Source organism: Mycobacterium sp. 3519A (assembly GCF_900240945.1).
In the GTDB taxonomy this organism is placed as follows: Bacteria; Actinomycetota; Actinomycetes; order Mycobacteriales; family Mycobacteriaceae; genus Mycobacterium.
Genome location: NZ_OESG01000012.1, coordinates 521,458 through 535,940 on the forward strand (window position 1 = coordinate 521,458; position 14,483 = coordinate 535,940).

The window sequence follows — 14,483 nt, forward strand, 5'->3', positions numbered from 1 at the left end:
TCCGGACGTGCCAGTCAGGCCGGCTGGATCTCGATCGCGCTGTGCACCTTGTCGACCCCGCCGCGGATGATCGCCTGCGGGATCCACCACCACGCGTGCCACCAATACTTCCTGGTGACCATCTCGAAGACCCGCCGGTTCTGCGACTTGGGCAGGTTGCGGGCCACCGCTTCCACCGGTTCGCCCTTCGGCTTACCAAGGGCGGTGGACTTCTGGATGGTCACCCGCGGGGTGTTGTTGATGCGCTTGGTCTTCCACGATCCGTCGTCGGTGGAGATCAGCAACCGGTCCCCCTCGCGCACACCCCAGACCGGGGTCGGTTTGGGCCTGCCGTCCTTGGTGAACGTGGTGAGCAGCAGGTACTTGGAGTCGGCGATGTCATGGAACGTGTCAGGCATGGGTCGCTTTCACAGGGTTTGCGAAACGGCTCGCAACTCGAGGGTCACGTTCTTCGTCATTCCCCCACGCAGCTTCGAGAAAACGTTGAACGTTTTGCCGAGCAGCCCGTAGCGCTTGCCGATCGCGTCGTAGGTAGCGCCGTTCGCCGACTTGTCCAGGATCACGGCGGTCGCCTCGACCGCCTCGCCCTTGGGGTTGCCGCGCCGGTCGCAGACGGCGATGGTGACGCGCGGGGTGTTGCGGATCCGCTTGACCTTCCAGGACTGCTCCTGCGTGATGACGAGGAGGCGGTCGCCCGCGGGCGCGGCCCAGATGGCGGTGGGCTTGGGCCTGCCGTCCTTGGTGAACGTGGTCAGCAGGATGTACTCGGATTTCGCGACGTCGGCAAAGGTGGTGGGCACCGACCCAACCTAGCCTTCGAGTTCGCCTTCCGTCTCGAGCAGCACCTGCCGCAACCCGTCGAGGGTGGCCTGCTCGGGCTGGGCCCACATACCGCGGCCCGCGGCCTCCAGCAGGCGTTCCGCCATGCCGTGCAGTGCCCACGGGTTGGACTCGGCCATGAATTTGCGGTTCTGCTCGTCGAGCACGTATTCCGCGGACAGCCGTTCGTACATCCAGTCGGCCATCACGCCTGCGGTGGCGTCGTAGCCGAACAGATAGTCGACGGTGGCCGCCATCTCGAACGCACCCTTGTACCCGTGCCTGCGCATCGCGGTCATCCAGCGGGGATTGACGACGCGTGCGCGGAACACCCGTGTCGTCTCCTCCGACAGCGTGCGGGTGCGCACGGCGTCGGGCCTGGTGTTGTCGCCGATATAGGCGGCGGGCGACTGCCCGGTCAGCGCGCGCACCGTGGCGACCATGCCGCCGTGGTATTGGAAGTAGTCGTCGGAGTCGGCGATGTCGTGTTCGCGGGTGTCGGTGTTCTTGGCGGCCACCACGATTCGCCGATACTGCCGGTTCATGTCGTCGGCGGCGGGCGCGCCGTCCAGCCCGCGGCCGTACGCGAACCCGCCCCATGCGGTGTAGACCTGCGCGAGGTCGGCGTCGTCGCGCCAGTTGCGGCTGTCGATCAGCTGCAGCAGGCCGGCGCCATAGGTGCCCGGCTTGGACCCGAAAATCCTTGTCGTGGCGCGACGTTGGTCGCCGTGGTCGGCGAGGTCGGCCTGCGCGTGCGCCCGCACGTAGTTGTCGTCGGCGGACTCGTCGAGGCCGGCGACCAGTTGCACCGCGTCGTCGAGCATGGTCACCACGTGCGGGAAGGCGTCGCGGAAGAAGCCGGAGATGCGCACCGTGACGTCGATGCGCGGCCTGCCGAGTTCGGCAAGCGGGATCGGCTCGAGGTCGACCACTCGGCGTGACGCGTCGTCCCAGACCGGCCTGACGCCGAGCAGCGCAAGGACTTCCGCGATGTCGTCGCCTGCGGTGCGCATCGCCGACGTGCCCCACACCGACAGTCCCACCGACTGCGGCCAGCGGCCGTAGTCGTCGCGGTAGCGCGCCAGCAGCGAATCCGCCATCGCCACACCGGTTTCCCACGCCAACCGGGACGGCACGGCCTTGGGATCGACGGAGTAGAAGTTGCGGCCCGTCGGCAGCACGTTGACCAACCCGCGCAACGGTGAGCCCGACGGCCCCGACGGGATGAAGCGGCCGTCCAGCGCCCGCAGGACCTGATCGATCTCCCCCGCCGTCCCGGCGAGTCGGGGCACCACTTCGTCAGCGGCGAACCGCAGGATCGCGGCGATGGCGGGGTCGTCGGTCAGGGAGTCGGCGGCCGCGGCGTCCCAACCGGTCTCCTGTAGTGCTGCCACCAGGTCGCGGGCGGCGGACTCGGCGGCGTCCACCGCGGCCCGCTCGTCGCTGCCGTCCTCGGCCAGGCCGAGCGCCTGGCGCAACCCGGGCACCGTCTGCTCGCCGCCGAACAACTGTCTGGCCCGCAGGATGGCCAGCACCAGGTCGAGTTCGGCTTCGCCCGTGGGCTTTTGGCCGAGGACATGCAGGCCGTCGCGGATCTGCACGTCTTTGATCTCGCACAGCCAGCCGTCGACGTGCAGCAGCATGTCGTCGAACACGTCCTCGTCGGGGCGGTCCTCGAGGCCGAGGTCGTGATCCATCTTCGCCGCCCGCATCAGCGTCCAGATCTGCTGACGGATGGCGGGCAGTTTACCCGGGTCAAGGGCGGCGATGTTCGCGTGCTCGTCGAGCAACTGCTCCAAACGGGCGATGTCGCCGTAGGTTTCGGCGCGAGCCATCGGCGGGATCAGATGGTCGACCAGTGTGGCGTGGGCGCGGCGCTTGGCCTGGGTGCCCTCGCCGGGATCGTTGACCAGAAACGGGTAGATCAGCGGCAGGTCGCCGAGCGCGGCGTCGGCGCCGCACGCCGCCGACATGCCCAACGTCTTACCCGGCAGCCATTCCAGGTTGCCGTGCTTGCCGAGGTGCACCACGGCGTCGGCGCCGAATTCGCTGCCGATCCAGTGGTAGGCGGCGAGGTAGTGGTGGCTGGGCGGCAGGTCGGGATCGTGGTAGATGGCGACCGGATTCTCGCCGAACCCGCGCGGCGGCTGGACCATCAACACCACGTTGCCGGCGTGCAGCGCGGCGATCACGATCTCGCCGTCGGGATCGCGGCTTCGGTCGACGAACAACTCGCCGGGCGGCGGGCCCCAGTGTGCGGTGACGGCGTCGGTGAGCTCGGCGGGCAGCGTGTCGAACCACTCGCGATAATCCTTGGCGGACAATCGGATCGGGTTGCCGGTCAGTTGTCCGTCGGTGAGCCAGTCAGGGTCCTGACCGCCGCGCGCGATCAGCGCGTGCACCAACGCGTCGCCGTCCCGCGCGTCGAGGCCGGGAACGTCGTCGATGGTGTAGCCCGCGTCGCGCATGGCGCGCAGCAGCGCCACCGCGCTGGCCGGGGTGTCCAGCCCGACCGCGTTGCCGATCCTGGCGTGTTTGGTCGGGTACGCCGAGAACACCAGCGCGACCCGCTTGTTCGACGGCGGAATCGTCCTCAGCCGGGCATGTTTCACCGCAAGCCCGGCGACCCGCGCGCACCGCTCGGGATCGGCGACATACGAAATCAGGCCCTCGTCGTCGATTTCCTTGAACGAGAACGGAACCGTGATGAGGCGACCGTCGAACTCCGGCACGGCGACCTGGGTGGCGACGTCGAGCGGGGACAGCCCGTCGTCATTGTCCGCCCACTGCGCACGGGAACTCGTCAGACACAGGCCCTGCAGGATCGGAATGTCAAGCGCGGCAAGGTGCGCCACGTTCCAGCTGTCGTCGTTGCCGCCCGCGGTGACGGAGGCGGGGGTGGCGCCACCCGCCGCGAGCACGGTGGTCACCATCGCGTCGGCCGTCGACAGCAGGTCCAACAGACCCGGTTCGGCGGTTCGCAGCGAGGCGCAGAACACCGGAAGCGGCCTGCCGCCCGCGTCTTCGACCGCCCGGCACAACGCTTCGACGTAGTCGGTGTTGCCCGCCAGGTGCTGGGCGCGGTAGTAGAGAAGCGCGATCGTCGGGCCTTCGACGTCACGTGCCGTACGGTCCAGGACGCCCCACGACGGTGTGGTCTCCGGCGGGGCGAAGCCGAACCCTGTCATCAGCACCGTGTCGCACAGAAACGCGTGCAACTGGCGGAGGTTCGGCACGCCGCCCTGGGCCAGATAGATGTGGGACTGCAGGGCGACTCCGGCGGGGGTCGTGGAATGGCCCATCAGATCGGCGTCCGGTGCCTGCTCGCCGCTGACCACGACGGCAGGCACGCCGCTGGATACCACGGTGTCGATGCCGTCCTGCCAGGCCCGGTAGCCGCCGAGGATGCGGACAACGGCGATGTCGGCGCCGGCCAGCAGTTCCTCGAGTTCGCCGTCGACCAGCCGTGCCGGGTTAGCCCACCGATAGTTCGCGCCGCTCGCGCGCGCCGTGATCAGGTCGGTGTCGGACGTCGACAGCAGCGCGACGGTTGGCTGGTTCACCCACCATTCGTACCGCACCGCCCCCTCGAGCGGTGCGGTCGGTGGGTCAGCCGCCGTTGCCCCAGCGGCCGTGCCATGTCTGCGGGTACGGCAGCCCGACTCCAGCGATGAGCACCAGCAGGAGCACGCCGAATGCGATGAGTCCGAACATCGTCGTCCTTCCGTGACATTCGGTTACTACACACGCGTGCAGTAGCCAAAACTTAACGCGCTACCGGCGGATATTCAATGCTTCTGTGTGGGAGAGATCACCGCGGCCCGCACTGTGGCGGCCGTCACATCTCCCGTCGTCGAATTCGGATCGCGCTCAGCCAAACCGTTTACCCGCCGGCCGATGCCTGCCGGAATGGATCCGTGACTGAACTCTTCGATGTGGTGAAACTGGGCGCCAATATCGGGGCCCGCATTGACGGCGTCCGTCTGGCAGATGATCTCGACGCCCATACGGTGGCGGCGATCAACGACGCACTGCTGGAACACAAGGTGATCTTCTTCCGCGACCAGCACGATCTGGACGACGACGGTCAACTTGCGTTTGCAGGAAAGCTGGGCACCCCCACCACCGCACACCCCACGCTTTCGGCAGGCGAGTCGGTGCTGCCGATCGACTCGCGATACGACAAGGCCAACAGTTGGCACACCGACGTCACCTTCGTCGACCGCATCCCGAAAGCCTCTCTGCTGCGCGCTGTTTCGCTGCCGAGTTACGGCGGCACCACGGCGTGGGCGTCGACCGAAGCCGCATACGACCAGTTGCCGGAACCGCTGCGGGTGCTCACCGAGAACCTGTGGGCGGTGCACACCAACAAATACGACTATGTCCGCGAACACTTCGACCACAACGAGCAACTGACCGACACGGTTCGGCAGTACCGCGAGGAATTCGTCCGCGAGTACTACGAGACCGAACATCCGGTGGTGCGGGTACATCCCGAAACTGGTAAGCGGGTGCTGCTGCTCGGCCACTTCATCAAGCAGTTCGTCGGCCTCGGCCCTTCCGAGTCGGCGACCCTGTTCAACCTGCTGCAGGCCCGGGTCACCAAACTGGAGAACACGATTCGCTGGAACTGGGCGCCCGGCGATGTCGCGATCTGGGACAACCGCGCCACCCAGCACTACGCGGTCGCGGACTACGACGACCAGTACCGGCGGCTCAGCCGTGTCACGCTGGCCGGCGACATCCCGGTGGATGTGCACGGCAGGGGCAGCCGCGTCGTCGTCGGCGACGCGACACAGTACTCGGACGTCGTCAGCCCCATCGCGCTGGCGAGCTGACTACAGCCGATCCATTTCGCGTGACATCAAGGCGTTCTCGAACCAGACACGCCGCTTGGGGTAGACCGGCTTCGGCGGCTGCGCTGCACTTCCCAGCCAGCTGCCGACAGCCGCCATCATTGCGGTCGCGCTCCACCGGCGGGTCTGCGCCGGTGGCAGCGCCGCGGCGGCGGCCGTGCTGAGCAGCACCTGCTGCTCGGTGATCAGCGAGTGCGGCTGAGCCGAGATCTGTTGGGACGTGACCAGTTGCTCGCGACCCTCGTCGAGTGGCCGTTGCGACGTTGCGGTGTCAGTCATTTCAATTGCTCCCACCCGATGTGCGGTGATTCGGTGATCACCTCTATTTCAAAATTAACGAGGTAGTCGGTACGTCTCACGCGTAGCTGAGTACCTGTTTCCTGGGTTAACCGGCGCTGTTGTACGCAGGTACCGAGCCTGCGCCCGTCGCCGACCCGACGACGTGCGCAAAGAGCGGTGGTGCGCGGCGACGGGGCCGCCCCGGCGCCGGGCTTGGGGCTGTCGAGCAAACCCGGCTGCCTGTTGACCACCGGTCATAGCCGCATCATCTCGCGCGCCATCCGGGAATCTTCGAGGAAGTCCGCGCGGGGCGGGTAGTGACGCCGCGTCGGCCGCTTTTCGTTGCCGGACAACACGAATGCGGCGAGAACCGCCCGCACGTTGTCGATCCAGCGCGTCTTCGTCGGCCGCAGCGGAACCGCGGCGGCGGTGGCGAACAGCACCTGCTGCTCGGTGATCAGGACCGGTGTGCGCGGCGGTGCCTCTACGTCGGCGGGCCGTTGGACCGGCTCTGCGTCGAAAGGCGCTATCAGATCAGTCATTTCGATTCTCCCCCTGTTTGACCCCTGGGCCGCCGTACGCGGCTGTCGGCTGGAAAGAATCGTCGATCGGTCGTTAGCGATCCTCACGAGTATCCGACTACCTGTTTATCCCCGTCACTGACTACGCAATGGCATCGGCAAAGACGTAATCGGTATCTACCTGTGTTCTACTACTGTTCCGCAATGCTCGTCGGCGCCGTGTCGTGCCCGTTTCGCGGGGACGTACGGTGGTCTGGTGGACCGAAACCGCGAGCACGACGCCTGCCCCGGCGCACTGCAACTGCACCAGGCGGCAGACGGCGCACTCGCGCGGGTGCGACTGCCGGGCGGCATGATCACGGCCAATCAACTCAACACGCTCGCGCACGCCGCAACGCAGTTCGGATCGCCTGCCATGGAGTTGACCTCGCGCGGCAGCATCCAGTTGCGGGCCATCACCGATACCGCGGCGGTGGCGGAAGTCGTTGCGGCCGCCGGGCTTTTGCCTTCGCAAACGCACGAGCGGGTGCGCAACATCGTCGCGTCGCCGTTGTCCGGACGCGTCGGTGGTATCGCCGATATCCGCGGACTGGTCACCGAACTGGACGAGGCAATCCAGGCCGAACCCGCGCTCGCAGCGCTGCCGGGTCGGTTCCTGTTCAGCATCGACGACGGGCGCGCCGACGTCTCGGGTCTCGCCGCCGACGCGGGGGCGCACTTCCTGGATCCGTCGACAGCCGCTCTGCTGTTGGCGGGCAAGGACACTGGCCTACGACTGGCGGCTGCTGAAGTGGTCGCCGCGCTCGTCGACGTCGCGGTCCGATTCACGGCCATCCGCGGAAATGCCTGGCGCGTAGCCGAACTCGCTGACACCGCGGCACTGCTCGAGCCGTTCAGCCCCGCAGCGACAACGGGAGCGACCTGGCCTGCCGTCACTCGCCCACCCGTCGGGTGGCTGCCGCAGAACGACGGACGCATCACGCTCGGCGCGGCGGTGCCGTTGGGTGTGCTGCAGGCACGGGTGGCCGAATTCCTGGCCGCGATCGAGGCGCCGATGGCGATCACACCGTGGCGCTCGGTGCTCGTGTTCGACCTCGACGAGGGCGTCGCCGACACCGCACTGCGGGTCCTGGCGCCGATGGATCTGATCTTCGACGAGAACTCTCCGTGGCTGTCGGTGAGTGCGTGCACGGGCAGTCCTGGCTGCCACCATTCGGCCGCCGACGTCCGCGCCGACGCGACCGCCGCGGTGGCCGACCCCGCCGACCGCCACCGGCACTTCGTCGGCTGTGACCGGGCATGCGGAAGTCCACCTGTCGGAGATGTACTGGTGGCCACTCCAGACGGATACCGGCTGCGTACCCCGCCCCCGTAGGGTGAGCGGGTGCTCGACTACATCCGCGACGCCGCGGAGATCTACCGGCAGTCGTTCGCGACGATCCGCGACGAGGCAGATCTGTCTCGATTTCCCGACGACGTCGCACGCGTGGTGGTCCGGTTGATCCACACCTGCGGGCAGGTCGACGTCACCGAACACGTCGCATTCAGCGACGACGTCGTCGCCAAGGCACACGCCGCGCTGGCGGCGGGGGCGCCGGTGCTCTGCGACTCGTCCATGGTGGCCGCGGGCATCACCAAGTCGCGGCTACCGGCCGACAACGAGGTGGTGTCGCTGGTGGCCGACACCCGGGCCGCCGAGTTAGCCAGCCGCACCGGTACGACGCGTTCGGCCGCCGCGGTGGATTTGTGGTCGGATCGGCTCGGCGGTGCGGTGATGGCGATCGGCAACGCGCCGACGGCGTTGTTCCGGCTGCTGGAACTGATCGACGAGGGCGCCCCGACGCCCGCCGCCGTCTTGGGCGGGCCGGTCGGATTCGTCGGCTCGGCGCAGTCGAAACAGGAGCTGATCGACCGGCCCCGCGGCATGGCCTATCTGGTGGTCGAAGGCCGACGCGGCGGCAGCGCGATGGCTGCGGCCGCCGTCAACGCGATCGCGAGTGCCGACGAATGAGGGGCACGCTCTGGGGAGTCGGCCTCGGTCCGGGTGACCCCGAACTCGTCACGGTCAAGGCGGCGCGGGTGATCGGCGAGGCGGACGTCGTCGCCTACCACAGCGCCCGGCACGGCCGCAGCATCGCGCGCAGCATCGCCGAGCCCTATCTCCGCGCGGGCCAGATCGAGGAGCACCTCGTCTATCCCGTCACCACGGAGACCACCGACCATCCTGGCGGTTACGCAGGCGCGATGGACGACTTCTACCGCGAGTCCGCCGACAAGATCGCCGCGCATCTGGACGCGGGCCGCGACGTGGCGCTGCTGGCCGAGGGCGATCCGCTGTTCTACAGCTCGTATATGCACATGCACACCAGGCTCACCGAACGGTTCGACGCCGTGATCGTGCCTGGGGTGACGTCGGTCAGCGCCGCCTCGGCGGCGACCGGCACTCCCCTCGTCCAGGGCGACGAGGTGCTGACGATCCTGCCGGGCACGCTGCCCGCCGACGAACTCGAGCGCAGGCTCGCCGACACCGACGCCGCAGTGGTGCTGAAGCTGGGCCGGTCGTATCCGTCTGTGCGGGAAGCGCTTTCGTCGGCCGGCCGGCTGGACGAGACGTACTACGTGGAGCGGGCCAGCACACCCGAGCAGCGGGTGCTGCCCGCGGGCGAGGTCGACGACGACAGCGTGCCGTATTTCTCGTTGGCGATGCTGCCCGGCACCACGCAGCGGCGGTCGAGCGTCGGCAGCGTCGTCGTGGTGGGCCTCGGGCCTGGGGACACCGACTGGATGACGCCGCAGAGTCGGCGCGAGGTGGCCGCGGCGACCGACCTGATCGGCTACGGGCCGTATCTCGACCGGATCAAGGGCCGCGACGGTCAACGCAGGCACCCCAGCGACAACACCGACGAACCGGCGCGCGCCCGCCTGGCCTGCACGCTGGCCCAGCAGGGCCACGCCGTCGCGGTGGTGTCCTCCGGTGATCCCGGCGTGTTCGCGATGGCGACGGCCGTGTTGGAGGAGGCCAAGCAGTGGCCGGGCGTCGACGTGCGGGTGATCCCCGCGATGACGGCCGCGCAGGCGGTCGCCAGCCGGGTCGGCGCCCCGCTGGGCCACGACTATGCGGTGATTTCGTTGTCCGATCGGCTCAAGCCGTGGGAGGTCATCGAGCAGCGACTCACCGCCGCGGCGCGCGCTGATCTAGTGCTGGCGGTCTACAACCCCGCGTCCAAGAGTCGCACCTGGCAGGTCGCCGCGATGCGGGATCTGCTGCTGGATCACCGCGACGCCAGCACGCCGGTGGTGATCGGGCGCGACGTGTCGGGGCCCGCCGAAAGCGTGCAGGTGGTCAGGCTCGCCGACCTCGACCCCGCCGACGTCGACATGCGCTGCCTGCTGATCATCGGGTCGTCGCAGACGCAGTGGTACTCCGACGAGGCCGGGGACCGAGTGTTCACGCCGCGTCGCTACCCGACCTAGCAGTCTGGGCGCACCCACAGTGCTAACGTCCGGCGCGTGACCCTAGACATTCCACGCGGGCCGTCAGATGTAACGCCGGCTTGGCTCGGTTCGGCGCTCGGAGCCGACGTCCGCGACGTCGATGTCACCCCGGTCGGCACAGGCCAGACGGGCGCGACCTATCGGGTATGCGCGACGTATGCCGCGGCCACCGGCCTGCCGGACACGTTCGCGGTCAAGCTGTCGGCGCAGGACGACGCGGTCCGCGAGCGCGTCGCACTCGGCTATCTGTCCGAGGTCGAGTTCTATGCCGACGTCGCCGCCCAGGTGCAGATCCCGGTCCCGAAGTGTTACTACAGCGACATCAGCGACAGCGGTGCAGACTTCGTACTGGTGCTCGCCGATATGGCACCCGCGGTGCAGGGCGACCAGATCGGCGGGTGCAGCCCGCAGGAGGCGCAACTGGCTGTCGAGGCGCTCGCCGGTTTGCACGGCCCGAGTTGGTGTGACCCGACATGGCTTGCGCTGAAGGCTGTTTCGATGCCCAGGCCCGGCGACGAGGCAGCGGCGAAAGGGCTCGGTGACATCTCGGTGATGGCCGCCGACATCACCATCGAGAAGCTCGGCGCCCGGATGAGTGCGAAGGACCGCGACACGCTGCGCGCGGCCATGGGGTTGGTGACGCCGTGGTTGTTGGCCGAGCCGACGCGTTATTCGCTGATGCACGGGGACTACCGGCTCGACAACATGCTGTTCGATCCCGACCGCACCCGGATCACCGTGGTCGACTGGCAGACGGTGGGCCTCGGTCTGCCTGCACGGGATTTGGCGTACTTCACCGCGACCAGCCTGGTGCCGGAGGTGCGCGCGGAGATCGAGCGCGATCTCGTCGGCCGCTACCACGACGCGCTGCTGGGTTTCGGCGTCACCGGCTACGATGCCGAAACATGTTGGCGGGATTACCGTCTCGGTGTGTTACAGGCGCCGCTGCTCGGCTGTCTCGGGTTCGCGTTCGCGGCGTCCACCGAGCGTGGCGACGAGATGATGCTGACCATGTTCGCTCGTGGCTGCCGGGCGATCCGCGAGTTGGGCACGCTGGAGTTGATCAACAGCTACCAGTCGATCTGACCCAGTCGGCGGCGGCGTCGACGGTGCTCACCGTCGCCACCCCGGCGGGCAGCGGCGGGCGGTCGACCATCACCACCGGGATGCCGAGGGCCGCAGCGGCATCGAGCTTCGGCCGCGTCATCGCGCCCCCGCTGTTCTTGGTCACCAGCGCGTCGATGCGGTGTTCGCGCAGCAGAGTCACCTCGCCGTCGTAGTGGTAGGGCCCGCGGGACAGCACGAGGTGGTGGCGTCGGGGCAACGTGGCCGGTTCCGGGGCGGTGACCGCGCGGATCAGAAACCAGGCGTCGACGTCGGCGAAGGCCGTCGTGCCGGATCGGCCGGTAGTGAGGAACACCCGCGAATAACCGTTGGCAGTCACGGTTTTCGCCGCGTCGGTGTCGGACGCCACGACGATCGCGTCGCCAGGGTCCCAGCCCGGCCTGGCCAGCACCAGATGCGGAAGGCCCACGTCGCGGCATGCGGCGGCGGCGTTGCCGGTGATCGTGGCGGCGTAGGGATGGGTGGCGTCGACGACGGCGTCGACCCGGGTATCGCGTAACCACCGGCGCAGTCCGTCGACGCCGCCGAAGCCGCCGATCCGGACCTCACCCACCGGGAGCGCCGGGTCGGGGACGCGACCGGCCAGCGAGCTGATCACCTCGACGTCCTGGTGCAGTCGGGCGGCCAGCGCGCGGGCTTCCGATGTGCCGCCGAGAAGCAGGATGCGCATCAGTGCCGTCCCCGGCGCACCCGACCCGACGAGTAGAGATAGCTGTCGGCGAACCCTTCGGCGGCGAGCACGTCGCCGACGACGATGACCGCGGTGCGGGTGATGCCCGCCGCCTTGGTCTGCTCGGCCAGGCCGGCCAGCGTGCAGCGCAGCACCGTCTCCTGCGGCCACGTCGCGAAAGCCACCACCGCGCAGGGTGTTTCGGGTCGGTAGCCGCCGGCGAGCAGCTCAGGCACGATCGAGTCGATCTGCGCGGCGGCCAGATGCAGCACCAGCGTCGAACCGGATGCCGACAGGGTCCGCAGGTCCTCCCCCGGTGGCATCGCGGTGGACAGCGTCGCGACCCGGGTCAGGGTGACGGTCTGCGCGACGCCGGGCACGGTGAGCTCGCGGCCCAACACGGCCGCCGCAGCGGCGAATGCCGGTACGCCGGGGACGATCTCGTAGTCGACACCGAGCGCGTCGAGTCGACGGCTTTGTTCGGCCAACGCGCTGTATATCGACGGGTCGCCGGAATGCAGTCGTGCGACGTCGAGGCCCGCGGCATGGGCGTCGGCGAGTTCGGTGATGATCTGGTCGAGCGTCAGCGGTCCGGAGTCGATCACACGTGCGTCCGGCGGGCAGAGCGCCAGCAGGTCCTCGGGCATGATCGACCCGGCGTACAAACAGACCGGACACCGGCTGAGCAGACGCTGGCCGCGCACGGTGATCAGGTCCGCTGCGCCGGGGCCGGCACCGATGAAGTAGACGGTCATTCCTTCGTCACCGACCACTGGGTGACAGGCATCGCGGGCCGCCAGCCGGTGAACCCGCCCAGCGGCTCGCCGCGGTAGTGCTGGAACCGACGAAGCTCGCCGCCGAGGTGCGAATACCACTCGGCGAGAACAGCTTCGGATTCAACGGTAACGGCGTTGGCGACCAGCCGCCCGCCTGATTGCAGCCGGTCGTAGCAGGCCTCGAGCAGCCCCGGCTGACTCAACCCGCCGCCGATGAAGATCGCCGTCGGCAGCGGTATCCCGTCGACGCCACCATCGCTCAGCACTGCGTCGTCGAATGCGGCAGGCGCCGCACCATGCACGTCCACCTTGACTCCGAAGGACCGCGCATTGGCCTCGATGAACATGCGGCGCATGTGATCTCGTTCGAATGCCACGGCCGTACAGCCCGGCCAGGCGCGCGCCCACTCTACGGCGATACTGCCCGATCCGGCACCGACGTCCCACAGCCGCTCGCCGGGGCGCGGCGCGAGCGCCGCAAGCGTCGCAAGCCGGATCGGCTGTTTGGTGATCTGGCCGTCATTGGTGAACGCGTCGTCGGGCAAGGGCCAGACCCGGTCGTCGGGCAGGTACCGCACGGCGATCACGTTGAGGGCGTCGACGTCGAGCGGATGGCTATCAGCCCATTCGCGGGCTGTGCTGTCCCGTCGGCGCTCGGCAGGGGCGCCGAGCTGCTCGAATACCGTGAACTCCGAATCGCCTCTGCCGTGGTTGTTCAGCATGATGGCCAGGGCCATCGGCGTCGCGCTGTCTCGCGACAGGACGATGGCCTGCCCGCCACGGCGCATCGCCGCGTACGGTCCAGCCGTCACCAGGCTGATCACCTCGGTGTCCTGCACCGCCCAACCGAGGCGCGCGCATGCGAGCGTCACCGAGGACACATGCGGCAGCACCGTCACCTTGTCTGCGCCCAACAGCTTGATCAGCAGCCTGCCGACGCCGTGCAGCATCGGGTCACCGCTGGCGACGACGTGCACATCGCCGTCGATGTCGCCGAGAGCCTGCACCGCGCCCAGCATCGGCGACGGCCACGGCCTGCGCTCGGCGGTGACGGTGTCGTCGAGCAGGTCCAGTTGCCGAGCCGACCCGTAAACGATTGTTGCCCTTCGTAATTCGGCCGCTGATGCCGGCGCCAGCCCGGACATGCCGTCGGCGCCGATGCCCACGACGGTGATCATCGCGGCATCCTGCGCCAGATGAAGCGTGGCGTCAGCCGGAACGCGAACGCCAGCAGCCCGAGCGGCGCGGGCACCCAGATCGCGCTGCGGCCCTTGGCCAGTGCGCGGGCGGTCGCGTCGGCGACTTGCTGCGGAGTGCTGGACAGCGGCGCGGGTGACATGCCTTCGGTCATGCGCCCGATGACGAACCCCGGCCGCACCAGCAACACGTGCACTCCGGTGCCGTGCAGCGCGTCGGTCAGACCGGCCGCGAACCCGTCGAGGCCCATCTTCGCCGACCCGTAGACGTAGTTGGCTCGGCGCGCCCGCGCTCCCGCCACCGAAGAGAACACCACGATCGACCCGGATCCCGCCGCCCGCATCGTGTTCGCCAGCACCGTCAGCAGGCTGACCTGCGCGACGTAGTCGGTGTGCACGATGGCGGCGGCGTGCCCGGGATCCTTCTCGGCCATGGCCTGATCGCCGAGGATGCCGAACGCCAGCACCGCGGTGCGGATCGGGCCGTGCTCGGCGATGATCTCGTCGACCAGCGGACCGTGCGACGCGAGGTCGTCGGCATCGAACTCCCGCACGTGCACCGCCGCGGCGCCGGACGCCCGCACGCCGGCCACCTCGTCGTCGAGTTTGTCGGCGCGTCGCGCCGCGAGCACGACGGTCGCCCCGGCCGCCAGCCGCTTGGCCAGTTCGAGCCCGATCTCGCTGCGGCCGCCGAAAATCACGACCAGCCCGGGGTCCGTGTCCTTCACGGCCCTGATTATGTCCTG

Annotated in this window: 14 protein-coding genes; 5 read left to right on the forward strand and 9 right to left on the reverse strand. The window is 68.7% G+C overall.

Going from position 1 to position 14,483, the window contains the following annotated elements; translation table 11 throughout:
* Positions 1–14 precede the first annotated feature (14 nt).
* From C1A30_RS04765 to cobN, 3 genes are read right to left on the reverse strand one after another with little or no spacing between them, the layout of a single operon-like run.
* Positions 15–398 carry a PPOX class F420-dependent oxidoreductase gene (locus C1A30_RS04765; protein ID WP_101947085.1) on the reverse strand — a complete coding sequence of 128 codons (384 nt, stop codon included), beginning with the start codon at positions 396–398 and terminating at the stop codon, positions 15–17.
* Positions 399–407: 9 nt separating this feature from the next.
* Positions 408–800 carry a PPOX class F420-dependent oxidoreductase gene (locus C1A30_RS04770; RefSeq protein WP_101947086.1) on the reverse strand — a complete coding sequence of 131 codons (393 nt, stop codon included), beginning with the start codon at positions 798–800 and terminating at the stop codon, positions 408–410.
* Positions 801–809: 9 nt separating this feature from the next.
* Positions 810–4,382 carry a cobaltochelatase subunit CobN gene (gene cobN / locus C1A30_RS04775; RefSeq protein ID WP_200828158.1) on the reverse strand — a complete coding sequence of 1,191 codons (3,573 nt, stop codon included), beginning with the start codon at positions 4,380–4,382 and terminating at the stop codon, positions 810–812.
* 354 nt (positions 4,383–4,736) lie between these two features.
* Here cobN and C1A30_RS04780 point away from each other — a divergent pair, with 354 nt between their 5' ends.
* Positions 4,737–5,657 (forward strand): TauD/TfdA family dioxygenase, encoded by a 921-nt coding sequence (locus C1A30_RS04780; RefSeq protein ID WP_200828159.1) that lies wholly within the window; start codon positions 4,737–4,739, stop codon positions 5,655–5,657.
* On the opposite strand, the gene C1A30_RS04785 is transcribed toward C1A30_RS04780, so the two are convergent.
* Positions 5,658–5,954, reverse strand: coding sequence for a hypothetical protein (locus tag C1A30_RS04785; protein ID WP_101947089.1), 297 nt, complete (start codon positions 5,952–5,954; stop codon positions 5,658–5,660).
* Positions 5,955–6,208: 254 nt separating this feature from the next.
* Positions 6,209–6,496: a hypothetical protein gene (locus tag C1A30_RS04790; RefSeq protein ID WP_101947090.1), complete on the reverse strand. Its 288-nt coding sequence runs from the start codon at positions 6,494–6,496 to the stop codon at positions 6,209–6,211.
* Between the two features lie 235 nt (positions 6,497–6,731).
* On the opposite strand from C1A30_RS04790, the gene cobG reads away from it, so the two are divergent.
* The 4 genes from cobG to C1A30_RS04810 are packed head-to-tail and all read left to right on the forward strand — an operon-like array spanning position 6,732 to position 11,056.
* A complete protein-coding gene (gene cobG, locus C1A30_RS04795) occupies positions 6,732–7,850 on the forward strand; it encodes a precorrin-3B synthase (RefSeq protein ID WP_101947091.1) in 1,119 nt (372 codons plus the stop codon).
* Between the two features lie 9 nt (positions 7,851–7,859).
* On the forward strand, positions 7,860–8,486 hold the full coding sequence (locus C1A30_RS04800) for a precorrin-8X methylmutase (RefSeq protein WP_101947092.1): 627 nt from the start codon (positions 7,860–7,862) through the stop codon (positions 8,484–8,486).
* On the forward strand, positions 8,483–9,949 hold the full coding sequence (locus C1A30_RS04805; RefSeq protein ID WP_101947093.1) for a precorrin-2 C(20)-methyltransferase: 1,467 nt from the start codon (positions 8,483–8,485) through the stop codon (positions 9,947–9,949). The genes C1A30_RS04800 and C1A30_RS04805 overlap by 4 nt, the downstream gene beginning before the upstream one ends.
* A 36-nt stretch (positions 9,950–9,985) precedes the next feature.
* On the forward strand, positions 9,986–11,056 hold the full coding sequence (locus tag C1A30_RS04810; protein WP_101947094.1) for a phosphotransferase family protein: 1,071 nt from the start codon (positions 9,986–9,988) through the stop codon (positions 11,054–11,056).
* On the opposite strand, the gene C1A30_RS04815 is transcribed toward C1A30_RS04810, so the two are convergent.
* The 4 genes from C1A30_RS04815 to C1A30_RS04830 are packed head-to-tail and all read right to left on the reverse strand — an operon-like array spanning position 11,034 to position 14,465.
* Complete coding sequence (locus C1A30_RS04815; RefSeq protein WP_101947095.1) at positions 11,034–11,765, reverse strand: cobalt-precorrin-6A reductase; 732 nt, start codon at positions 11,763–11,765, stop codon at positions 11,034–11,036. The two genes, C1A30_RS04810 and C1A30_RS04815, sit on opposite strands and share 23 nt — an antisense overlap.
* On the reverse strand, positions 11,765–12,520 hold the full coding sequence (gene cobM / locus C1A30_RS04820) for a precorrin-4 C(11)-methyltransferase (protein WP_101947096.1): 756 nt from the start codon (positions 12,518–12,520) through the stop codon (positions 11,765–11,767). Before cobM ends, C1A30_RS04815 begins: the two co-directional genes overlap by 1 nt.
* Entirely contained in the window at positions 12,517–13,719 is a 1,203-nt protein-coding gene (gene cbiE / locus C1A30_RS04825) for a precorrin-6y C5,15-methyltransferase (decarboxylating) subunit CbiE (protein WP_101947097.1), read from the reverse strand. Before cbiE ends, cobM begins: the two co-directional genes overlap by 4 nt.
* Entirely contained in the window at positions 13,716–14,465 is a 750-nt protein-coding gene (locus C1A30_RS04830; protein WP_101947098.1) for an SDR family NAD(P)-dependent oxidoreductase, read from the reverse strand. Before C1A30_RS04830 ends, cbiE begins: the two co-directional genes overlap by 4 nt.
* Positions 14,466–14,483: the final 18 nt, after the last annotated feature.

Coding starts and splice junctions, on each gene's coding strand:
- C1A30_RS04765 (WP_101947085.1), bottom strand. CDS start 398: ATGCCTGACACGTTCCATGACATCGCCGACTCCAAGTACCTGCTGCTC.
- C1A30_RS04785 (WP_101947089.1), bottom strand. CDS start 5,954: ATGACTGACACCGCAACGTCGCAACGGCCACTCGACGAGGGTCGCGAG.
- C1A30_RS04790 (WP_101947090.1), bottom strand. CDS start 6,496: ATGACTGATCTGATAGCGCCTTTCGACGCAGAGCCGGTCCAACGGCCC.
- C1A30_RS04805 (WP_101947093.1), top strand. CDS start 8,483: ATGAGGGGCACGCTCTGGGGAGTCGGCCTCGGTCCGGGTGACCCCGAA.
- C1A30_RS04815 (WP_101947095.1), bottom strand. CDS start 11,765: ATGCGCATCCTGCTTCTCGGCGGCACATCGGAAGCCCGCGCGCTGGCC.
- cobM (WP_101947096.1), bottom strand. CDS start 12,520: ATGACCGTCTACTTCATCGGTGCCGGCCCCGGCGCAGCGGACCTGATC.
- cbiE (WP_101947097.1), bottom strand. CDS start 13,719: ATGATCACCGTCGTGGGCATCGGCGCCGACGGCATGTCCGGGCTGGCG.